Here is a 17,001-nt window from a genome sequence, read left to right on the forward strand (position 1 = left end):
TACCTTCGGCCGCAGGTGGGCAGAGGGCACGTCTGCCGAGCAGCCATCGCGCGGTCCAGCGCCCGCTCCTGGTCCCGCGGCGGGGGCGGGGGGTGAGCACGATGAACCCTTCCGTGTCGGTGAAGTTGGACGTGGATGCGCCCACCAGCCTCGGGGTGCGGGTCGGCGGGCGCGGGTTGAGCGTGTAGGCCGGTCGGCCTGTCCGGTCACCGGCAGTCGGCCGCCCGAGTGCGGGCGGGCGGCTGCCGGTGACCAGGCAGGGCAGTCGGAGCAGGGTTCAGAAGGCGGCGGAGATGACGCCGAGGATGAGGGCGGCCGCGCTGCCGAGGACGAGGGTGGCGGCGGCGGTGGCCCAGAAGGGGTGGCCGATGCCCTTGGGGTCGCGGAGGTCGCTGAGTCCGTCCGCGAGGCGCGCGTGCATCGCGATCAGCGGGGACAGGGCGGTGTACCAGCGGCCGAGGCGGTCGACTTCACCGGCGCCTTCGTTGTCGGGTATGTGCCCGCCGTGGAGTGCGAGGCGGTGGGCTGCGCCTTCGGCGGCCAGGTCGTCGGGCTGGTGGACGACGGGGCTGGTGGTGCGGCAGACGGTGCAGCGGTAGGCGTAGCGGCGCACGGGCGGTGTCTCCTGGTGGCTGGGTTTTGGGCAGGACAGTGCGACGCCCCGCCGGGAAGGGTCTCCGGGCGGGGCGGGGGGCTGAGCTGGGGGGGTGCGGCTAGGTGTTCTTGCGGTAGTAGCCGGGCCGGACGTGTTCGATCTTGCCGACCTTGACCAGGGCGGTCAGGGTGGTGGTGAGGGTTTCGCCGGTCAGGTTGGTGAGGGCGCCGATGGCGTTCTCGTCGACTTCCAGGCCGAGCGCGTCGTGGAGGCAGGCGAGTACGGCGGCTTCCGGGGTGGGCGCCGCCGGTGCGGTGAGCGCCGGGGCCGGCGCGAGCGGCCGCCAGTAGTTCCGGACGGCGCCGAGCTGGAACACCCACTGCTCGCTGTTCGGGTCCTGCCACTCGTGCTCAGGGAACACGTGGTAGTGCGCTCGGAGCACTCCGAGGGCTTCGAGGCAGGCCGAGCGGCCACCGGTCACTTCGATGTGGATGACCGGCTGATGGGAGCAGTCCCGGTTGGGCTCGTGGTCGCCGAGGGCGCCGCAGTTGCACGGCGCCTCGAAGTCGCTGCTGCCCTCGCTCGGTTGCATGGCCTCATGAAACCGCAGTCGGGGTCGTGCGCGCAGGGGTTACAGGAGCCCGAGTTGGGTCAGTTCGCGGCGCGGAGCAGGAGGTCGAGGACCGGGCCGGCCCACGTCTGGCGGTTGTTGAAGCGGGGGAGCTCGTGGGGGTCGGCGGTGCCGAGGGTGTCCATCAGCCGGAGTTCCGCCGCCTTCACTTCGAGTGCCCATACGGTCGGGTCGTAGGCGAGGGCGGCGGTCTGGACGGACCCGAGGAGGCACAGGCCGTGTCGGTCGCAGAGGGTTCCGCGGGTCCAGCCGTATCGGATGATCAGCTCCCGGCCGGTGCGCAGGGTGTGGCGGATGCTGGGCTCCGGGTAGCCAGCCGGGCCGGTGGCGAACACCGTGTCGACCTGGCCGATCAGGCCCTGCACGGCTCGGGCATCGGGGCGGGGGAGGCCGGCACGGTGTGCGGGCCTCGCGAGGTTGCCGAGCATGGGTTCTTGCTCCCTTCTATGCGTTCTTGCGGTAGACGCCGTTCTTGACGCGTTCGATGGCTCCCTTCTTGACCAGGTCGGTCAGCGTGTTGGAGAGCGTCTTCTCGTTGAGGCCGGTGAGGGCGAGGATCGTGGCTTTGGGCATCTCCAGGCCGGCGTGGTCGTCGAGGCAGGCCAGGATGGCGACGTCCGCGGCGGGTTCGGCCGGCGCCTTGAACCCGCCGCTGGGCGGGGGTTCGTATCCGCCGCTGCCCCAGCCCGAGCCGCTGCTGCCGGCAGGGGTGTCGCCGTCGCCGTTCACGGGGGTGTCAGCGATCTGGTGCCGGTCGTTCCAGCTGGTGAAGTCCTGCGGCCAGATGATGGCGTCGTGGCGGATGTAGGGGGCGGCGGATTCCAGGACCCAGGTCCGCATCATCTGCACCGGCTCGCCGGGCGAGCCGACGTAGCCGAGGCCGAACGTCCTCGCCGGGTCGTTGATGGGCAGGTCGTCGGACCAGATGAGGGGCTCGTCCTCGATGTTCCAGGCGGCGGGGATCGCGCCGGGGTCGATGCCCTCGAAGCCCTCCACGGTCACGAGGTTGGACTGGGCGCTGTCGGTGCGCAGCATGATCATCGCGCCGCCCTGGATGACGTTGGTGCGGATCGCGGTGTCTCCGCCGAGCTTGGCGGCGTTGACGGCCTGGTTGACGATCAGCAGCGTCATGCCGAGGTTGCGGCCCAGCGAGGCGAGCTTGTCCAGGATGAACACCGCTTCCTTGCCGGTCTCGGTGGCCGTGTCGGTGATCATGTGGGTCTCGTCCACGACCGTCATGACCCACGGGCAGTCGTCCGTCGCCTTGAAGTTCTTCCGGCCCAGGCGTGCCGACTCGGCGATCCGGTGCTTGAGGATGGCGTAGGACAGGCGCAGGGCCTTGATCGCGTCGTCGCCGGTGGCGGCGTAGGCGGCCATCGTCTCGACGTCGGGGTTGGAGCTGCCCTTGGGGTCGGCGTAGATGATCGCCATCCCGGCGAGGTGTCCGGCGAGGGCGATGATCTGGACGGCGCCGCCCTTGCCGGAGCCGGTGACCCCGGCGATGAACACGTGCTGGGCGCCGAGGACGGGGTCGAAGAGCTGGAGGCGGGCGGGGCGGCCGGAGACGCCGCGCCCGATGGAGATGTATCCGCCCGGGGACGGCTTGAGCACCTGCGGGCCGGGGAAGGGCACCCCGTCCTCCAGGGGGTTCTTCTCCATGATGTGGATCTTCGCCTTGCGAGGGTCGGACTTGTTGGGCTGGTAGTCGACCAGGGTCATGGTGGACCGCAGCGCCCCCACCAGGTCCGTGCGGTTGGGAACGGGCAGGGACGCCTTGTCCTCGTCGGCCACAACCCACGCCACCCAGCCGCCGGTCGCCGGGTCGACCTGGGCGTCCTTGAGGTGGGTGCCCGGCATGACCGTCGGCCGGACCAGGCGGGCCCACATCCCCTCCATCGTGGTGGGGTCCAGCTCCGCCGGCGGGGTCCGGCGCACGGTGACGTACTGCTCGCCGGGGTGGTGGCCGGCCGCGAAGCTGACCCACTCGGCCGGGACCCGGTACGCGGAGCCGACGGACTCGGCGGAGACGTTCACCGACCGGCCCTGGGGGGCCTCGATGATCCCCTCCCACCGGTCCCCGGTGTCGCTCACGCCGACGAGGTGCTGGCCCGGGTGCGCGCCGCCCTCGCCGGAGATGTGGTCGGCCCACACCTTGTAGAGGCCCCCCGGCCCCGGGGCGGCGGCCGGGCCGGCCTCCGGGGTGGGGGCGGTGATGCGGACCTTGCGGGCGGCCAGGGCGGGGCGGAGCTTGATGGTGAGGCCGGCCCACATCGTCCACCAGGCGGCGGAGACAAGCCCGGAGATGCTGGCCGGGTCGAGGAAGCCGGCCATGAGGGCGTCCGCGTACGCGGGGCCGAGGAACGCGCCCGGTACGACGGCCATGGAGGTCAGGAGGCTGGAGCCGAGCAGCGTGGAGCGCTGGGCGGCCAGGACGTCCCCGATCCCCGTGGCGTTGACGATGTTCGCCGGGACGCGGCCCACGTAGTGGGTGGCGAAGGCGGCGCTGCCGCAGACCGTGGCGGCCGCGGTGAGGGCGGCGAGGCCGGGCTCGAGGAGCGGGGTCAGCGCGCTGAGGACGGGCGGGGCGATCACCGAGACCAGCGCGGGGACCTGGTCGGCGAGTTGAGGGCGGCGGGTCACGGTGATCTCGGACATGCTCGGTTACTCCTGTTCGTAGAAAGAGGCGCGGGCCATGGGGACGGTCATCGCACCGACCTGCTCGTCGATGCCCTCGTGGGACTTCTGGGCCTGGGCGTCGGCGGCACGCGCGGCGCCGCCGACGTTGTCGGCGGCCGACGCCGCGGCGATGGCGACCTGGGACAGGCCGCGCATGATCCGCGCCGTGTCCTTGGCCTCGCCGGTGGTGTGGGTGTCGACTTCGAGGTTCGCCAGGTTGTCGGCGACCTGGGCCACCCGCTGGGCGTTCTGGTCGGCGCGCTGGCCGATCTCCCGGATCGTCTCGCCCTCCCTGGCCACGGAGTAGGCGACCTTCTGTACCTCGGCGCGCAGCGCGCGGTAGGTGGTCTCTGCCATCGGGGGCTCCTATCGGGTGTAGAAGGCGCGTTCGGCGGGGCTGGTCTCGGGGGAGTCGGCCACGGCCTTGTAGACGCCGCCGTGGCGGGTCTCCGCGTTCTTGTTGAGGGTCTGCAGAGCGTCGATGCCGCGCGCCGCGTTGGCGTGCATCTTGTCGGCCTCCTTTGCCTGGGCCTCGGTGGCGTCGTGGAGCTTCTGCAGGGAGGCGACCAGGTGCTTGCCGCCCTTGATCTTCGGGTCCTGGCACTGCTCGATCAGCTGCTGGATCTGTTTGACGCGGTTCGCCGAGACTTCCTTGGCTTGCTTGCACTGGTCGGTGATCTGGTGGGTCTGCTGCTCCTTGCCGTGAAGGAACCGGGTGAAGGCGCGCAGGTTGAGGACCTCGCCGCGGGTCAGGGTGGTGCCGTTGGACAGCTGCACGTTGTCGCCGACGACCTTCGCCCCCAGGGGCGTCACTCCCGGCGCCCCCGAAGCGGGCGCGGGGGGAGTGGACGGAGCCGGCGGGACGGTGGGATTGGCGGGCACGGGCGGAACTCCTCGGGTTCGGTCACGGGCGGCGTCCATCTGCGCCTTGTCTCGGGCGGCCTTGTCACGGATGGCCTGCTGGCCGTCCGCGTAGCCGTCCTTCCACGCGGCCTTGTCCGCTTCGACGGCGGCCTGCTGCGCACCGGCCTTGAAGCCCTCCTCGCGCGCGGGCTGCGCGCTGTAGGGGCCCTTGCGGAGCCTGACCTTGCCCCGCTTGCCGGTGGGAGCGGGGCCGGACGGACCGGTCGGCCCGGCCGGAGCCGGACTGGTCGGTGCGGACGGGCCGGGCGCCGGCGCGCCGGGCGCGGGCTGGGGACCCGGCTTCGTGGTGGCCGGGTCCGGCTTCACCGCCGTGGGCTTGTCCACGGCCTTGGCCGGAGTGGGGGGTGCGGTAGCTGTGCCGGGGGCGGGGGCCTTCGGCGGCGTGGTGGCGGAGGCGGGCTTGCTCTCCGGCGGTTGCCGCCCGTTGGTGTCGGTCTTGCGGCTGGTCTTGTCGTCGCGGGCCGTACGGTCCTGGGTGTCCGCGGACGACTTGCCCGTCTGCTGGCGGGTGTTGTGGTCCTTGCGGTCCGAGGCTGTCTTCGCATCGCGGCTGTTCTTGTCCGCGGAACTGCGGGTGTCGGCCGTCTTCGCGTCCCGGGTGTTGCTGTTCTTGTCCGCCGAGCTACGCGTGTCGGCCGTCTTGGCGTCCCGGCTGTTCTTGTCCGCGGAGCTGCGGGTGTCGGCGGTCTTCGCGTCGCGGCTGTTCTTGTCGGCCTTGGTGCTGGCCGCCGAGGTCTTGGCGTCGCGGGCGCTGTGGTCCTTGGCGGACTTGTCACTCTTGCTGGCGTGGGCGGTGGTCGCCGTTCGGTTCGACTTCGTGTCGGAGGTGGCGCCCTTCTTCTCCGTGATCCCGTGGTTGATCTTGCGATCGGTGGACGTTCCGCGGATCTCGCTGATCGTGTGCTGAACCGCGATCTTCCGCTGCGGACGGTTCGCGATGTAGGCGGCGATCCCCTTCCACATACCGGGGCTCGCGGTGTTCTTCACCCCCTTGCCGGGCTTGCTGTCCGTGCTGCCGTTCTCCTCCTGGGAGGCGTAGGCGGCGGATCCTCCGGAGGCGTCCCGGGTGGGGCGGGCGAGCGTAACCGGAGCGAGGATGCCGCCCCCAGCCGGGGCGGTCGGAGCGGGGGTGGAGGGCGGCGCGGGGGCCTGGGCCGGGGGGCTGGCCGGGGCAGCGCCGACGGGCGGCTGAGGGGGCATCGGGGGCGGGGCGGGCGGGGTCGACACTGCGGAATCCTCACTTTCTGTGACTTCCTTCCTTCCTTCCCTCCCGACCGAAAGGCCCGTTCACGGCCCCATGGGGCGCGGGAACGGGCCTTTCCGTGTGGGAGGGAAGGAAGGAACTTACGCGGCGTTACCGGCCTTGTTGGCCTTGCGGACCATGAATCCGATCCCGACGACCGCCACTCCGGCGATGACGAGACCTCCCGTGATGCCAGACCCTCCGCCCTGGTTGGAGTCGGAAACGGAGGACACGTTGGCCGCGCCCCGGGAGCCCCCGAGGTTCGTTGTGTTGGCGGGCGGGAACGCCTGCGCGCAGACGTCCTTGTTCATGCCGGCCTTCTCGATGCACGCCTGGAATCCGGCGATGCGCCGCTCTTCCGCTTTCGCGTCCGGGACGTTGACCTTGGCCCGCTCCACCTCGAGCTGCTGGGCCTGGAGCGCAAGCTCCTGGGCCCGCACCTCGGCCTGCCCGGAGGACGCGCTGAAGGCGGAAACGCCGACCGCGCTGGCGCCGACGATGACCAGTCCGGCCATCGCGAGCAGGGCCTTGGTCTGTCCCGTCATCGGGGCCTTGACGGGCGGTCCGTAGGGGGTGGGGGCGGGCTGCTCCCACTCCACGCCGGCAGTCAGGTTGGTGAATCTCTGGTCGATGTATTCGCGTTCGCGGTCGTGGGTCACGCTGGTTCCTCCTTGGAAGGTCAGGTGCTTTTGTCGTCATTTGCGCGTCTCGGCGAGGGCGCGACAGCTCCGGCGAGGACCGGCTGGGCCGGGCTCGCCGAAGCTGAGGACAGAGGAGGTCCCAGTACGGATGACCGGGCCTGCTGGGGGCGGTGGATCTGGTCTACTGGGCAGGCTGTTGCTGCTTCCGGCAGTCGCGGCGAAGGCCAGCCCAAATTCGACTTGGGCTGGCCTTCACTGTTGGTGTCGGACGCTGTGCGGGGCGGTCAGTGCCGGGTGCGCCCGCGCGGCAGGCGCGGGTGGCACCAGAAGCAGCTGGGGCCGTGGTCGTACGTCGTGCGGGAGTGGACGATCAGCAGCGGCGTGGCCACGAGGGCGGCCAGAGCTGCCAGGACGAGGACCATGCCGATCACGTACTGGGACGTGCTCACAGGAGGAGCTCCTCTCGGTCTGGCGGGGTGGCTGGCGCGGCCGGGTTGGCCGCGTCGTCTCACGAGACGTTCGTGTAGCGGGACCGTGCGATCTCAAGTCGGCGGCCGGCGGTGGCCCGTGAGACGCCGAGGATGTCCTTGGCCTCGTCGACTGAGACGGTGTCGAGGCCCTGCCGCCGGTACATGAGGCTCAGCAGCGAGGTGACCTGTCCTTCGATCTCAGCGTCCCGGGCGAGGGCGGGGCGGTTCGTCTCAACCGAGCGCAGCGGGAGGGCGACCGCGCCCCCGGTGCTGGTGTTCGTCTCACGGTCTGACCTGCGGGTCTCACCCGTGTGAGACGTCGTCTCAGTCGTGCTCACCGGGGCCCCGGTCTCACCGGGTGTCGTCTCAAGGGCCCACCGCGTCTCACCCTCGGCCGTCTCAGCCAGGGTCGCCGGAGCGGTGCGCGGGTGCGGGACCGTCTCACCGGGGGCGGTGAGATCGGCGGACCGGGCGGTGTCGGTCTCACCGGTGAGCCGGGTGCGGTCGGTCTCATCCGGCTGCGCCGTCGTGGCTGTGCCGGTCTCACCGGGGGCCGTCTCACCGGGTTCCTTGGTGATCTGGTGGATGCGCCACATCACCCACGGGGCGATGGCGGCTACCGACACGATCAGCCACCACAGCGGCTTCAGCTTGTCGCCGACGGGCGTCTCGACGCCGACGAGGCCGGCGGCCGCCAGGTGGTAGGCGGCGTTCGCGGCGACCATGAGGATGAGCGCGGCGGCGACGTCGCGGTGCCGGCGGAACGCCTGCACGACGTACACGTCGATCGCGAGCGGCAGCGCCCAGGCGACCTGCCACGGCCAGCCGGACAGCTTGGCCAGAGCGAACTCGCCGGACGCGGTGAGGACGATCGTCGCGCCGAGCGCCACCCGGGGGCCCCAGGTGTTGACGAAGTTCTTCCGCTTCTCCTGGAGTGCGATGAGCGCCTGCGCCTTGGCGATCTCCTCGCGAGAGGCGGTCAGCTCCTGCCACACCTCCTGCTGCTCGTAGCGGAAGCGGGAGCGAACCGACTCGGCTTCCTCCTCGGCGGCGGCGACCAGCCGTGCGGCTTCCTTCTCGGCGACCGCGATCCGTTCGGCGGCCGCGGCTTCCGCGCCGGTGATGACCCCGGCGGCCTTCGCCTCGGCCAGCGAGCGGACCTTGAGGACCTCGTCCTCGGCCTGCTCCTGCGCCGCCTGGAGCGTCTGCTGCGCCTCCGTGCGGCGATCGTCGGCATCGTCCTCGGCCTCCCGCAGCACCTCACGGGCCTGGCTGCGGGCGGCGTCCAGAATCCGGGCCGCGTCCTCCTCGGCGGCGGCCACTCCGTCGCGGGCCTGCGTGCGCAGCTGCTCGGAGTCCTTCTCCGCCTGCTCGCGCATCTGCGCCGCGGCCTCGCGCCGGGCCTCCGCGTCGGCCTCGGCGGCCGCGATGAGGTCCGCGGCCCGCTGCTTGGCTTCCTCCACCAGGTGCGCGGCGTGCGCGGTGGTGGCGTCGGATTCGGTCTGGGCGCGGGTCTTGTCCTCCTCGGCCTCGGCGCGGATCTGCTCGGCCCGGGTGCGGGCCGCTTCCACGATCCGGCCGGCCTCCAGCTCGGCTTCGGCCTGGAGCTTCTCGGCGGCCTGGCGGCGGCGGGCCAGGGTCTGCTCGGCGGCGGCCAGGTCGCCGTCGGCGATCGTGCGGGCGCGTTGCACGGTCTCCTCGGCCGCGGTGATCTGCTCGTCGGTGAGCTTGCGCATCCGCTCGGCCTGCGCGGTCGCCGCCGCCAGGATCTCCTCCGCCTCGCTCTGCGCCTTCAGGGCGGCGGCGTCCGCGTCGTCGACCTGCCGGCGGGCCTGGTCCACCAGGGACGCGGCTTCGGTGCGGGCGGCGGCGAGCAGTTGGTCGGCCTCGGCGCGCGCGGAGGTCACCAGCGCCTCGGTTTCCTCCACCGGGGCGGTCGCGGTGGGCTCGGCCACAGCGGTGGCGGTCTCGGTGGGCTCGGCGGACTGGTCGGCGGCGGTGGTCTTCTTCGTCGTGGGCTTCGTGGCGGGCCGGCGGGCAGGGCGTCGGGTGGTCACAGCGGGAAGTCCTTTCTGGCAGTGCGCTTCCTGCATCGGCCGACCGGGGGCCGGTCGGCAGACGGAGGAAGGGGTGGGGGAGCGTGGCCGGGTCAGCCGCTGTGGGGCGGCAGTTCCGGGCGCCGGGAGATGGTGGCGGCCTGCTGGGTGAGCCAGGCGACGGCGGCCGGGGTCATGTCGGCGGCCGTACCGGTGTTGAGCGGGGCGGTGTCGATGTCGCGCATCGCGTCGACGGCCGGCAGCGGCCGCATGTACTCGGGGCTCGCGGCGCCGATCTGGCGGCCCGACGGCAGCGGGGTCAGGTCGTAGGTGGTCCCGCCCACGCAGATCCGCTCGACACGGCAGACGAAGGTGTGGCCCTCCTGCCCGGTCCAGAACATCTCCGGGTTGCGGTAGAGGACGTACTGACCCCGCTTGTATGTGGTCACGGGGGCGGTGCTCTGTGCGGTGTCGGGCACAGCAACTCCTCAGTCCTGATGGTCCGGGCTGTCCGGCTCCCCTTCACCGCCCGACCCGGCCGCCAGATGTTCGGCGGTCGGTGCGGGCGGGTCAGGCAGTCGTCAGGCCGACCGGGAGGAGTTGGCCAGGGTCGCCATCTTGTGGAACGCGGCGCTGTCGGTCTTGCCGCTGCCGACCGTGCCCTCGATGAGCGCGTGCGTGTCCGCAAGCCGGAAGGGCAGCCCGGCACGCATGGCCCCGACGGGCCGGTGCGGGTCGATGATCCGGCCGTCGGGCAGCAGTTCCCCGGTGTCCTCGAAGACCAGGACGGAGTTGCAGAGAAGGCTCCAGCCCTGTTCGGGGTGGGAGGCGATGGTGCGCGCGGCCTCGCGGTCGGGGCTGTCGGCGGTCGGGCACGTCGGCCGGTGCGTGCACAGGGACTTCGGCAGCCGGCTGCCGGTCGGGGTCGTCGCGGTGTCGAGCTTGGTGCTGCGCTGCATGTGGCTCTCCTGGCGAGTGACGGGCCCGAGACTCTCCCGGACCGAAGGCATGTGAAAGGGCGGCATCCCAGAGGGCGACGGCCGGTACGCGGCGGGCCAGGGCTGCGGTCGAGAATCTGGCCTCCGGGCCCGTCGGGCGGGACGCCGGGTATTCAGTTCTTGCCGCGTCGGGCGAGGGGCGGGTGGATGTCGGTGACGCGGTGGCCTGCGTCCCAGGCGGCCGCCGCGGTGAGCACGGCGGCCGCCAGGAGCGCCTGGGTGAGGGGGTGGGTCAGGCCGCGCGCGGCGATGGCCCGTACCCCGTGGTGCTGGGCAGTACGGGCGGCCGGTATGTGCAAGCCGGCTACTCCTGTTCGGGCTGCGGCTGCGGCGGCGTCCCGCAGGTGCAGGGCTCGTGCTTGACCGACTGGTACGGCTTGCCGTCCGCACCGGTGGAGTTCACGGTGACCAGGGTCGGCGGGTGGCCGCAGCCGCTCACCGGACCGTGCCCGTCGCGCTCGCCGACGGCGCCGGGGCGGCGGCGTTCTGGCCGCAGCGGCAGGTCCAGAAGCCGCACAGGACGCAGGCGTCGTCCGCCGCGCGGAACGGCACGTTGAAGGACAGCAGCGGGGGCCGGACGTAGCCGGGGGCCATCTCGGCGAGGGTGCGCCGGGCGCGGCGGCCTTTGGGGATCCGGGCGTCGTCCCGCTCGGCCATCGTGCGCAGCATGGTGCCGACCTGGTGGAAGGAGTCGGTCTCGTCCCGCTCGTAGCCGCGGGAGTCGTCCTCGCGCCGGATGTCGTCGATCTTCCCGGCGCGCGGGGTCAGGGTGGCGGTCATGCCGCGACCTCCCAACCGGTCCGGGCGCGACGGGCGGTGCGCACCACAGCCAGCTTGGCGGCGAGCTCGGCGATCCGCTCGTTCTGCTGCCCCAGGAGTACGGCCTGGTGCGGCATGCCACCGCTCCGGGTCGGCATCCTGCGGGCTTCGCGGTTCAGCTTCACGGCGAGGTCCGTGAGCTTGTTCCACTCCTGGTCGCTGGCCTCGTCGGCGGTGATCGCGGCGGCCAGGCGCTGGGCCTGGAGCTCGCGGAGGGCGACCAGCTCGTAGCCAGAACGGCCGCCGCGGACCAGGTCGTCGACGCGGTCGTTGCCGTCGCCGTCACGCAGGGCCAGCTCCTCGCAGGCCGCCCGGACGGGGCAGCCGTGGCAGAAGCGGATCGCCTCGGCGCGCTGCGCCTGCCAAGTGGCCGGCGGCTCGCCGTCGGCCCGGAAGAAGAGGTCGGGGTCGGCCTGGGCGCACTTGGCGCCGGCGTCGATCGCGGCCTGGAGCACCGGGCGCCGCATCCGGCGGGCCTGAGTGGATGTCATCCTGTGCATGTGCGTCTTCCCTTTCCGGAGGGTGACTGCAAAGACGACCCCCGGGGGCCTAAGCCCGGGGGTTCGTCGTTTCATGACTGCCGTACGAGCAGCCACGGCCTCGGCCGCCCCGTCGTGCAGGGCGGTCGAGGCCGTGATCGTTCGTCGCGGTGTGCTGGTCAGGCCGCCGTCGGGGCCAGGTCCTTCCGGGCGGCGTACTGCCTGCCCAGCTCGGCCTGCCGCTGGTCGAACGCCTTCTCGTCGCCCGGGGCGAGCGGCACGTTGCGGGCGTCGGTCGGCCTGTCGCCGACGGGCAGCTGCGAGCGTCGGGTGTCGGCGTCCTTCACCTTCGGCAGCACTGCGGCCCACTCGGACGCCCGCTTCGCGGGGGCCGCTGCGGCGTACTGGCGGTCGAAGCGCCGGCGCTCCCGGGCGAAGAATTCGCGCAGGGCCTCCCGCTTGGGCTCCTGGCGGAGCAGCCGGAGGACAGTGACGGCCACGCGCTCTCCGTCGGGGCAAGGCAGCGTCTGCCCGTCTCGGTTCTTGGCCTCGCCCTTGCAGGCCAGGCACTGCTGCTGGTGCTGGCGGAACGCCCGGCTGACCTGCTCCGCGTTGATCGGGGCGGGCTTGATCTGGGTGGCGGCCGGGGCCGTCTTCACCTTCGGCTTCGGCAGCACCTTGGTGGCGCGCCGGCAGGCGGCGGTCGGGGCCCCCTCGATCAGCTTCGTGCGCCAGGCGTCGGCCTCGACGTCGATGGTGACGAGTCGGTTGCTACCGGCCGTGCAGCGGCGCGGTTCGGCGGTCTTGGCGCGGCCGGTGTGGTGGGGCACCAGCTTCGGCGTGCCCAGCGTGCCGGTGATCGGAACCCAGGTGGAGCAGTCGGGGCAGACCAGGTGCTCCTTGCCGGGTGTCAGGTCGATCTCGTTGACCTTGAGGTCGGAGGCGGTGATCGGCGTGAGGTAGTTGACGTTCGGGGTGCGGGTCTTGCGGCGGCGCTTGCAGGCCGTCGGCATCGCAGGCGTCGTGGTCATGGGGACTCCTCGTGTTCGAAGGGACGGGGCGCGTCGCGGTGCTCTCTCCGCCCGTCAGGCCGCGCGGGTCGATCCCGGCGTCCTGATGGACAGACAGCGCATCTGCGCTGCGACGTGCAGACAGAGGCATCCAGTCAGGTGACCGGCCCAGGGGATTTGGTGGAGCTATCGACCCTGGCCCTCCCCCTCTTCGGGGGAAGTGCGTCCTGCAGTGGTGGGCGCTTGACGTGCCGATGTAGCGAACGCAACCGATGGATTTAGCGCCCTAAACCGCTCGGCTACCGAAACCATAGGTCTCGTCACGGCGCGCGTCAACCACCTTGAACCGATGCGGTTTAATGAGGTAAACATGACACCTCAGGAAGGGAGGCACGGCATGGAACCGCTCGACGAGGCTCTGCCCGCTCTGAAAGAGCAGCTCGATGCGACCTACGACGTGGTCTTGTCCCAGCTCAAGGAAGTGCCCGATCCTCTGGAGCGCGCGAAAGTCGCCCACACACTCGTTGGCCGGGTACAGGACTACGGCAACGAGTTCCAGGTCGTGCGCAACGAGGCGATGAACGAGACGCTGCGCGTGGGCCAGCTGAACAGCACCCAGCTGGCGGCCGAACTGGGCATCAGCAAGGGCCGAGTGAGCCAGCTCGCCAAGGGAGCACCGCCGGAGCGACTGTTCCTCGGCTCAGGGAAGGTCGTCGTGGCCCTCGCTGAAAAGCTCGAGGACGGAAGGCTGAGGGACGGCCGAGACAAGCCGGTGCAGGGACCTGTGATCGCTACCGAGGACGTCCAAACGTACGAGCGGCTTCGTGAACTGGCCGTAGAGGTCGGCCTTGAGATCGGGTTCGAGCGGATCCCCCTCGGAGGCAACGTCCGACTCAACCGCAACAACTTGATCGTGATCTGCGGTCCGCGGCTCTCGCCCTTGATCGAGCAGATCCTCGAGGGCGACCCTCACCTGCGGTTCGGCAGGGACGAGGACGGCTGGCACCTCATCGACCGCAACACCGGCCAGGTGTATCGCTCCCCTATGGACCGCGGCGAGAACGGTGATGTCGCGTACTTTGGCCGGCTGCCCCGGCCAGATGGCCAGGGAACCTTCCTCTACATCGCAGGCATCCACGCCCGCGGCTCCGGCGGCGTCGTTCACTGGCTCGCCAACGAACTGGCCGACGTGCACCGTGAGCTAAAGGCCAAGAGGTTCTCCACGCTCATCTCCAGTCGGTTCGACCCGGAGACGCTGGAGATCGTCGAAAGCGAGCGCATCACGCCCTTCTACCGCCCGGAAGGGGCCTGACGTGCAGGTATCCATGGCATCGACCCAGGGTGTGGGCCATGCGAACGAGGACATCGTCCACGTCAGCCCTACCGGGGTCGTCGTGCTGGACGGCCTGTCAGCCCCGAAGGACCTTCCCATGGGGTGCGTCCATGGCACCCCATGGTTCGTACGGCAGCTCGGCACATGCTTGATCAACCTGATTGGCGACAACGCGGTGTCGCTGCGCGCAGCGCTGCGAACCGCCATCGCCGAGGTGAACGACCTTCATCGGGACACCTGTGCATTGGACCAGGACGCCGTGCCCGCCTCGACCGTCGTGATGATCCGGGAGCGCGACGACGTCCTCGACTACCTGGTGCTCTCCGACAACGTGCTGGTGCTGGACCTCGGCGACGAGGGCGTTCGTACGATCACCGACAAGCGGGTCGAGGAGGTTGCTGGCGAAGAGATGCGCGCCGCCCTGCAGGGTCCGACCGGCACTCCAGAGCATGCCGCTCGCGTCTCCGCACTTGTCACTGTCCAGCGTCGGCTCCGGAACCGGCCCGGCGGCTACTGGGTGGCAGCAACCGACCCGGCCGCTGCAGACGAGGCGATCGCCGGGACGGTCGACCTCGCCCGGGTCCGGCAGGCCGCTCTGCTGACGGACGGCGCGAGCCGCCTCGTCGACAGCTTCGGTGCCCTGAGCTGGGCGCAACTCCTCGACCTGCTGCGCTCGGAGGGGCCGGCAGCGCTTATCGCCCGTACCCGTGAGGCCGAGCTTGCTGATCCGGTTGGCGAGCGATGGCCGCGCTTCAAGCGGTCTGACGACGCTACCGCGGCATACGTGCGCATCGGCCAGCCCGTACCGCTCTCCTCCGGAGCCCAGCGCCTGGAGCGTGGAAAACACACCGGCTCCTCCTGGGGCGCCGGGGAGCGGTCGGACGGACACACCGCAGCACTCACTCCCGCCCCGCAGGACGTTGCGGCCGCGCTCGACGTAGAGGCTGGAGTCGACGTCATCCGGCGAACTCGCGTCTATCGCGACCGGCACGGCATCGTCGCGCACTCGACGTCTTGGATTCCGGCAGAGTTCGCCCACGCCGTGCCCGCACTGGTCCGCAGCGAACGTCTCGTTGGCGGCACGTCCTTGGACCTCATCGCCAGGGAAACGGGTCGGCACGCTGTGAAACGCATGGACGAGACGGCAGCCCGCATCGCCACCGCCGAGGACGCCCAGCTCCTGGAGCTCGATCCCGCCTCGAGGGAAGCGATCCTGGTCCTCTCCGCTCGGTTCCTCGACGGCGAAGGCCGACCTCTGGAGTTCGGCGTGGACCTCGGCGCCCCCGGCCGTACTCGTGTCGAAACGGCGGATATGACGTGCTGACCACGACCTACACCTTCGCCATGGATGACACCCTGATCAGTTGTCTGGAGCAGCGCCTCGGCGATCTCCTGCGCGCAAAGCGGGTTGAGGCTCTGACCGAGGAAAGGGAGCCTGAGATCGCTCGCATCAGTTCCGCCCTAGCCGGAGGCGTGCTTATGCAGGGGCCTTGCGTGGTTCTGATGACGGGAATGCCAGGTGCCGGTAAGACAACGCTGGCGTTGGCGCTCGCAAGGGCTGGCTTCAAGCGGTTGTGTCCGGACGAGGAGATGTTCCGCCGTTACGGCAGGTACGGCGTTGACTTCCCCCGGGGGGAGTTTCGGGTTCGAGAAGCTCCTGTCCTCAACGACATCGCTGCTGAACTCCGCGCTCTCGTGGAGGCTGGCGAGGATGTCGTGGTCGACCACGGCTTCTGGACGCCGGAGGAGCGGGCCGAGTGGCAGGCCCTGGTGATGGAGTCCGGTGGCATTCCAGTCCTGGTGTACTTGCCGGTCCCGCATGACGTGCGCTGGTCACGGATCCGGGAACGGAATCAGCTCGCTGACATCGACCCCAACTCGATCGAGTTCAGTGAGGAGGACCTGATCCGATTCGCAGGCCGGTTTCACGAGCCCGACACTGACGAGACCCACATTGTCTACGACGGGCAGCCCGACACCCTGTTGACCGCTCTGGGCTGGCCGCGCGAAACAGGTGACCGATGAATTTTCCGCGATTCCCGTCGGGTGGACTCGGCACTCGAGGCACGTCGGACGTTGCTGGAATTCATCCTGCGGTTGTGTCGGGACATGAGGCTAGGCTGTGGATCATCGGAAACGGCGAAAGCCCCAGGACCATGCCGGGTCCCAGGGCTCTCGAACGGGGCGAAGCCTCGTTTGGGCGAGACCTGATGGGAGGTGATCGCGGGATGAAGAGTACCCGCGTCTGCGGAACTGCACGCGTATCTGCGCCGTTTCGTCTTCGCGATCACGCCATCGGGCGCGCCTTTGGGTATGCGCCGACTCCGCTCGAGTTCGAGGGGGTCGGCATGACCTAGCGGCCATCGGCCGCGCGCGCCGATAGGTGGACTAGCAATCCACTGTGGCCCCGCGCGGCCCATCTCGCCGACCATCAGGTCGGCCGCCCAGTTCCCGGATTAGGCCCCGGTCCTGGGCTCCAGCTCATAGAGCTGGATCTGTTCCCTGCAAAACCCCGCTTTGGCGAGCGGGTCACCCGGTCCGCTTGGCAGCGGACCACCCCGGCTCCTCAGAAGTCCCTTTGGCAGGGGGCCTCTGTTGAGCCACCAGCGTCACCCCGGGTTCCGGCGGCTTTGGCAGGCCGTCGGGCTCGGGGCTCCGTCCGTACAGAGCGCTCGGCCGTGGTCAGGTCCCTTGGCAGGGGCCTGGTCGCGGGTCGGGACGATCCATATGAAGGTTGGTGTCCCGCCATAGTGCACGAGAATGGTGTCCCCTGTCAGCTCGACCGTGTCCGATTCGGTCCGGTTCGAGTCATTCCCGCTTCCCGTGTGACGGGATCGGTGTCCGGTTCATTCATCTTTACGCGGTTCCCACCGGAAGTTGGATTTCCGGTACGAAGCTACAAGAGCAACCCCTTCGGCCTCGGATCGGCGAGCGCGGTCGCGGTGTCTGCCGCCCCGCTCGTGCACCCCATCTGGGAGGTCGACGACAACTCCGTCGACGGCGGCGTCCGCCAGGGCCGCGTCACGTGTGACGAAACGGGTTCCAAGCTTTCTGCCCGCCGCGCGGGAGCGCCGGGGGTGATCCGGGCTCAGCGGGCTCTGTCCACAGGCCGTCTTGTGCAGGGTCGGCGGGTGGATGACGAATCG

At 70.6% G+C, this 17,001-nt stretch carries 17 protein-coding genes and 1 pseudogene; 3 read left to right on the forward strand and 15 right to left on the reverse strand.

What is annotated here, in order from left to right; translation table 11 throughout:
- Window positions 1-277: 277 nt before the first annotated feature.
- The 15 genes and pseudogenes from OHA81_RS32830 to OHA81_RS32900 all read right to left on the reverse strand — a co-directional run bounded on the left by OHA81_RS32830 (window position 278) and on the right by OHA81_RS32900 (window position 12,543).
- The gene (locus OHA81_RS32830; RefSeq protein WP_329202807.1) at window positions 278-613 is read right to left on the reverse strand and encodes a hypothetical protein; all 336 of its coding nucleotides are present in this window, start codon (window positions 611-613) and stop codon (window positions 278-280) included.
- A 100-nt stretch (window positions 614-713) separates the two neighbouring features.
- Window positions 714-1,187 carry a hypothetical protein gene (locus OHA81_RS32835; protein ID WP_329202809.1) on the reverse strand — a complete coding sequence of 158 codons (474 nt, stop codon included), beginning with the start codon at window positions 1,185-1,187 and terminating at the stop codon, window positions 714-716.
- A gap of 59 nt (window positions 1,188-1,246) precedes the next feature.
- On the reverse strand, window positions 1,247-1,654 hold the full coding sequence (locus tag OHA81_RS32840; protein ID WP_329202812.1) for a DUF6197 family protein: 408 nt from the start codon (window positions 1,652-1,654) through the stop codon (window positions 1,247-1,249).
- Window positions 1,655-1,670: 16 nt separating this feature from the next.
- Window positions 1,671-3,881 carry a hypothetical protein gene (locus OHA81_RS32845; RefSeq protein ID WP_329202814.1) on the reverse strand — a complete coding sequence of 737 codons (2,211 nt, stop codon included), beginning with the start codon at window positions 3,879-3,881 and terminating at the stop codon, window positions 1,671-1,673.
- A gap of 6 nt (window positions 3,882-3,887) precedes the next feature.
- Window positions 3,888-4,259, reverse strand: coding sequence for a hypothetical protein (locus tag OHA81_RS32850; protein WP_329202815.1), 372 nt, complete (start codon window positions 4,257-4,259; stop codon window positions 3,888-3,890).
- Between the two features lie 9 nt (window positions 4,260-4,268).
- Window positions 4,269-6,053 (reverse strand): hypothetical protein, encoded by a 1,785-nt coding sequence (locus OHA81_RS32855; RefSeq protein WP_329202818.1) that lies wholly within the window; start codon window positions 6,051-6,053, stop codon window positions 4,269-4,271.
- A 117-nt stretch (window positions 6,054-6,170) separates the two neighbouring features.
- Complete coding sequence (locus tag OHA81_RS32860) at window positions 6,171-6,728, reverse strand: hypothetical protein (protein ID WP_329202819.1); 558 nt, start codon at window positions 6,726-6,728, stop codon at window positions 6,171-6,173.
- 266 nt (window positions 6,729-6,994) lie between these two features.
- Window positions 6,995-7,159 (reverse strand): hypothetical protein, encoded by a 165-nt coding sequence (locus OHA81_RS32865; protein WP_329202821.1) that lies wholly within the window; start codon window positions 7,157-7,159, stop codon window positions 6,995-6,997.
- Between the two features lie 59 nt (window positions 7,160-7,218).
- Window positions 7,219-9,237, reverse strand: coding sequence for a hypothetical protein (locus tag OHA81_RS32870; RefSeq protein WP_329202823.1), 2,019 nt, complete (start codon window positions 9,235-9,237; stop codon window positions 7,219-7,221).
- Between the two features lie 92 nt (window positions 9,238-9,329).
- Entirely contained in the window at window positions 9,330-9,695 is a 366-nt protein-coding gene (locus OHA81_RS32875) for a hypothetical protein (RefSeq protein ID WP_329202824.1), read from the reverse strand.
- A gap of 225 nt (window positions 9,696-9,920) precedes the next feature.
- Window positions 9,921-10,112 (reverse strand): annotated as a pseudogene (locus OHA81_RS32880) (DUF5999 family protein); the annotation flags it as partial.
- A gap of 215 nt (window positions 10,113-10,327) precedes the next feature.
- Entirely contained in the window at window positions 10,328-10,513 is a 186-nt protein-coding gene (locus tag OHA81_RS32885; RefSeq protein WP_329202826.1) for a hypothetical protein, read from the reverse strand.
- A 136-nt stretch (window positions 10,514-10,649) separates the two neighbouring features.
- Window positions 10,650-10,994 carry a hypothetical protein gene (locus OHA81_RS32890; protein ID WP_329202828.1) on the reverse strand — a complete coding sequence of 115 codons (345 nt, stop codon included), beginning with the start codon at window positions 10,992-10,994 and terminating at the stop codon, window positions 10,650-10,652.
- Window positions 10,991-11,524, reverse strand: a complete 534-nt coding sequence (locus OHA81_RS32895; RefSeq protein WP_329202830.1) for a WhiB family transcriptional regulator — start codon at window positions 11,522-11,524, stop codon at window positions 10,991-10,993. The genes OHA81_RS32890 and OHA81_RS32895 overlap by 4 nt, the downstream gene beginning before the upstream one ends.
- A gap of 167 nt (window positions 11,525-11,691) precedes the next feature.
- Window positions 11,692-12,543, reverse strand: a complete 852-nt coding sequence (locus OHA81_RS32900; protein ID WP_329202832.1) for a hypothetical protein — start codon at window positions 12,541-12,543, stop codon at window positions 11,692-11,694.
- Between the two features lie 376 nt (window positions 12,544-12,919).
- Between OHA81_RS32900 and OHA81_RS32905 the strand changes: the two genes are divergently transcribed.
- Genes OHA81_RS32905 through OHA81_RS32915 form a run of 3 tightly spaced genes read left to right on the forward strand, consistent with a single transcriptional unit; the run spans window position 12,920 to window position 15,880 of the window.
- Entirely contained in the window at window positions 12,920-13,834 is a 915-nt protein-coding gene (locus tag OHA81_RS32905) for a sigma-70 family RNA polymerase sigma factor (protein WP_329202833.1), read from the forward strand.
- A gap of 1 nt (window position 13,835) precedes the next feature.
- Window positions 13,836-15,179: a UTRA domain-containing protein gene (locus tag OHA81_RS32910; protein ID WP_329202835.1), complete on the forward strand. Its 1,344-nt coding sequence runs from the start codon at window positions 13,836-13,838 to the stop codon at window positions 15,177-15,179.
- On the forward strand, window positions 15,173-15,880 hold the full coding sequence (locus OHA81_RS32915; RefSeq protein WP_329202836.1) for an AAA family ATPase: 708 nt from the start codon (window positions 15,173-15,175) through the stop codon (window positions 15,878-15,880). The genes OHA81_RS32910 and OHA81_RS32915 overlap by 7 nt, the downstream gene beginning before the upstream one ends.
- The last annotated feature ends 1,121 nt before the right edge of the window (window positions 15,881-17,001 follow it).

It is taken from the genome of Streptomyces sp. NBC_00667 (genome assembly GCF_036226825.1).
Classification (GTDB): Bacteria; Actinomycetota; Actinomycetes; order Streptomycetales; family Streptomycetaceae; genus Streptomyces.

What these genes read in the sequence shown, in the direction of transcription:
- OHA81_RS32900 (WP_329202832.1), bottom strand. Translation starts at nt 12,543, where the DNA reads ATGACCACGACGCCTGCGATGCCGACGGCCTGCAAGCGCCGCCGCAAG.
- OHA81_RS32835 (WP_329202809.1), bottom strand. Translation starts at nt 1,187, where the DNA reads ATGCAACCGAGCGAGGGCAGCAGCGACTTCGAGGCGCCGTGCAACTGC.
- OHA81_RS32895 (WP_329202830.1), bottom strand. Translation starts at nt 11,524, where the DNA reads ATGACATCCACTCAGGCCCGCCGGATGCGGCGCCCGGTGCTCCAGGCC.
- OHA81_RS32905 (WP_329202833.1), top strand. Translation starts at nt 12,920, where the DNA reads ATGGAACCGCTCGACGAGGCTCTGCCCGCTCTGAAAGAGCAGCTCGAT.
- OHA81_RS32850 (WP_329202815.1), bottom strand. Translation starts at nt 4,259, where the DNA reads ATGGCAGAGACCACCTACCGCGCGCTGCGCGCCGAGGTACAGAAGGTC.
- OHA81_RS32890 (WP_329202828.1), bottom strand. Translation starts at nt 10,994, where the DNA reads ATGACCGCCACCCTGACCCCGCGCGCCGGGAAGATCGACGACATCCGG.
- OHA81_RS32845 (WP_329202814.1), bottom strand. Translation starts at nt 3,881, where the DNA reads ATGTCCGAGATCACCGTGACCCGCCGCCCTCAACTCGCCGACCAGGTC.
- OHA81_RS32840 (WP_329202812.1), bottom strand. Translation starts at nt 1,654, where the DNA reads ATGCTCGGCAACCTCGCGAGGCCCGCACACCGTGCCGGCCTCCCCCGC.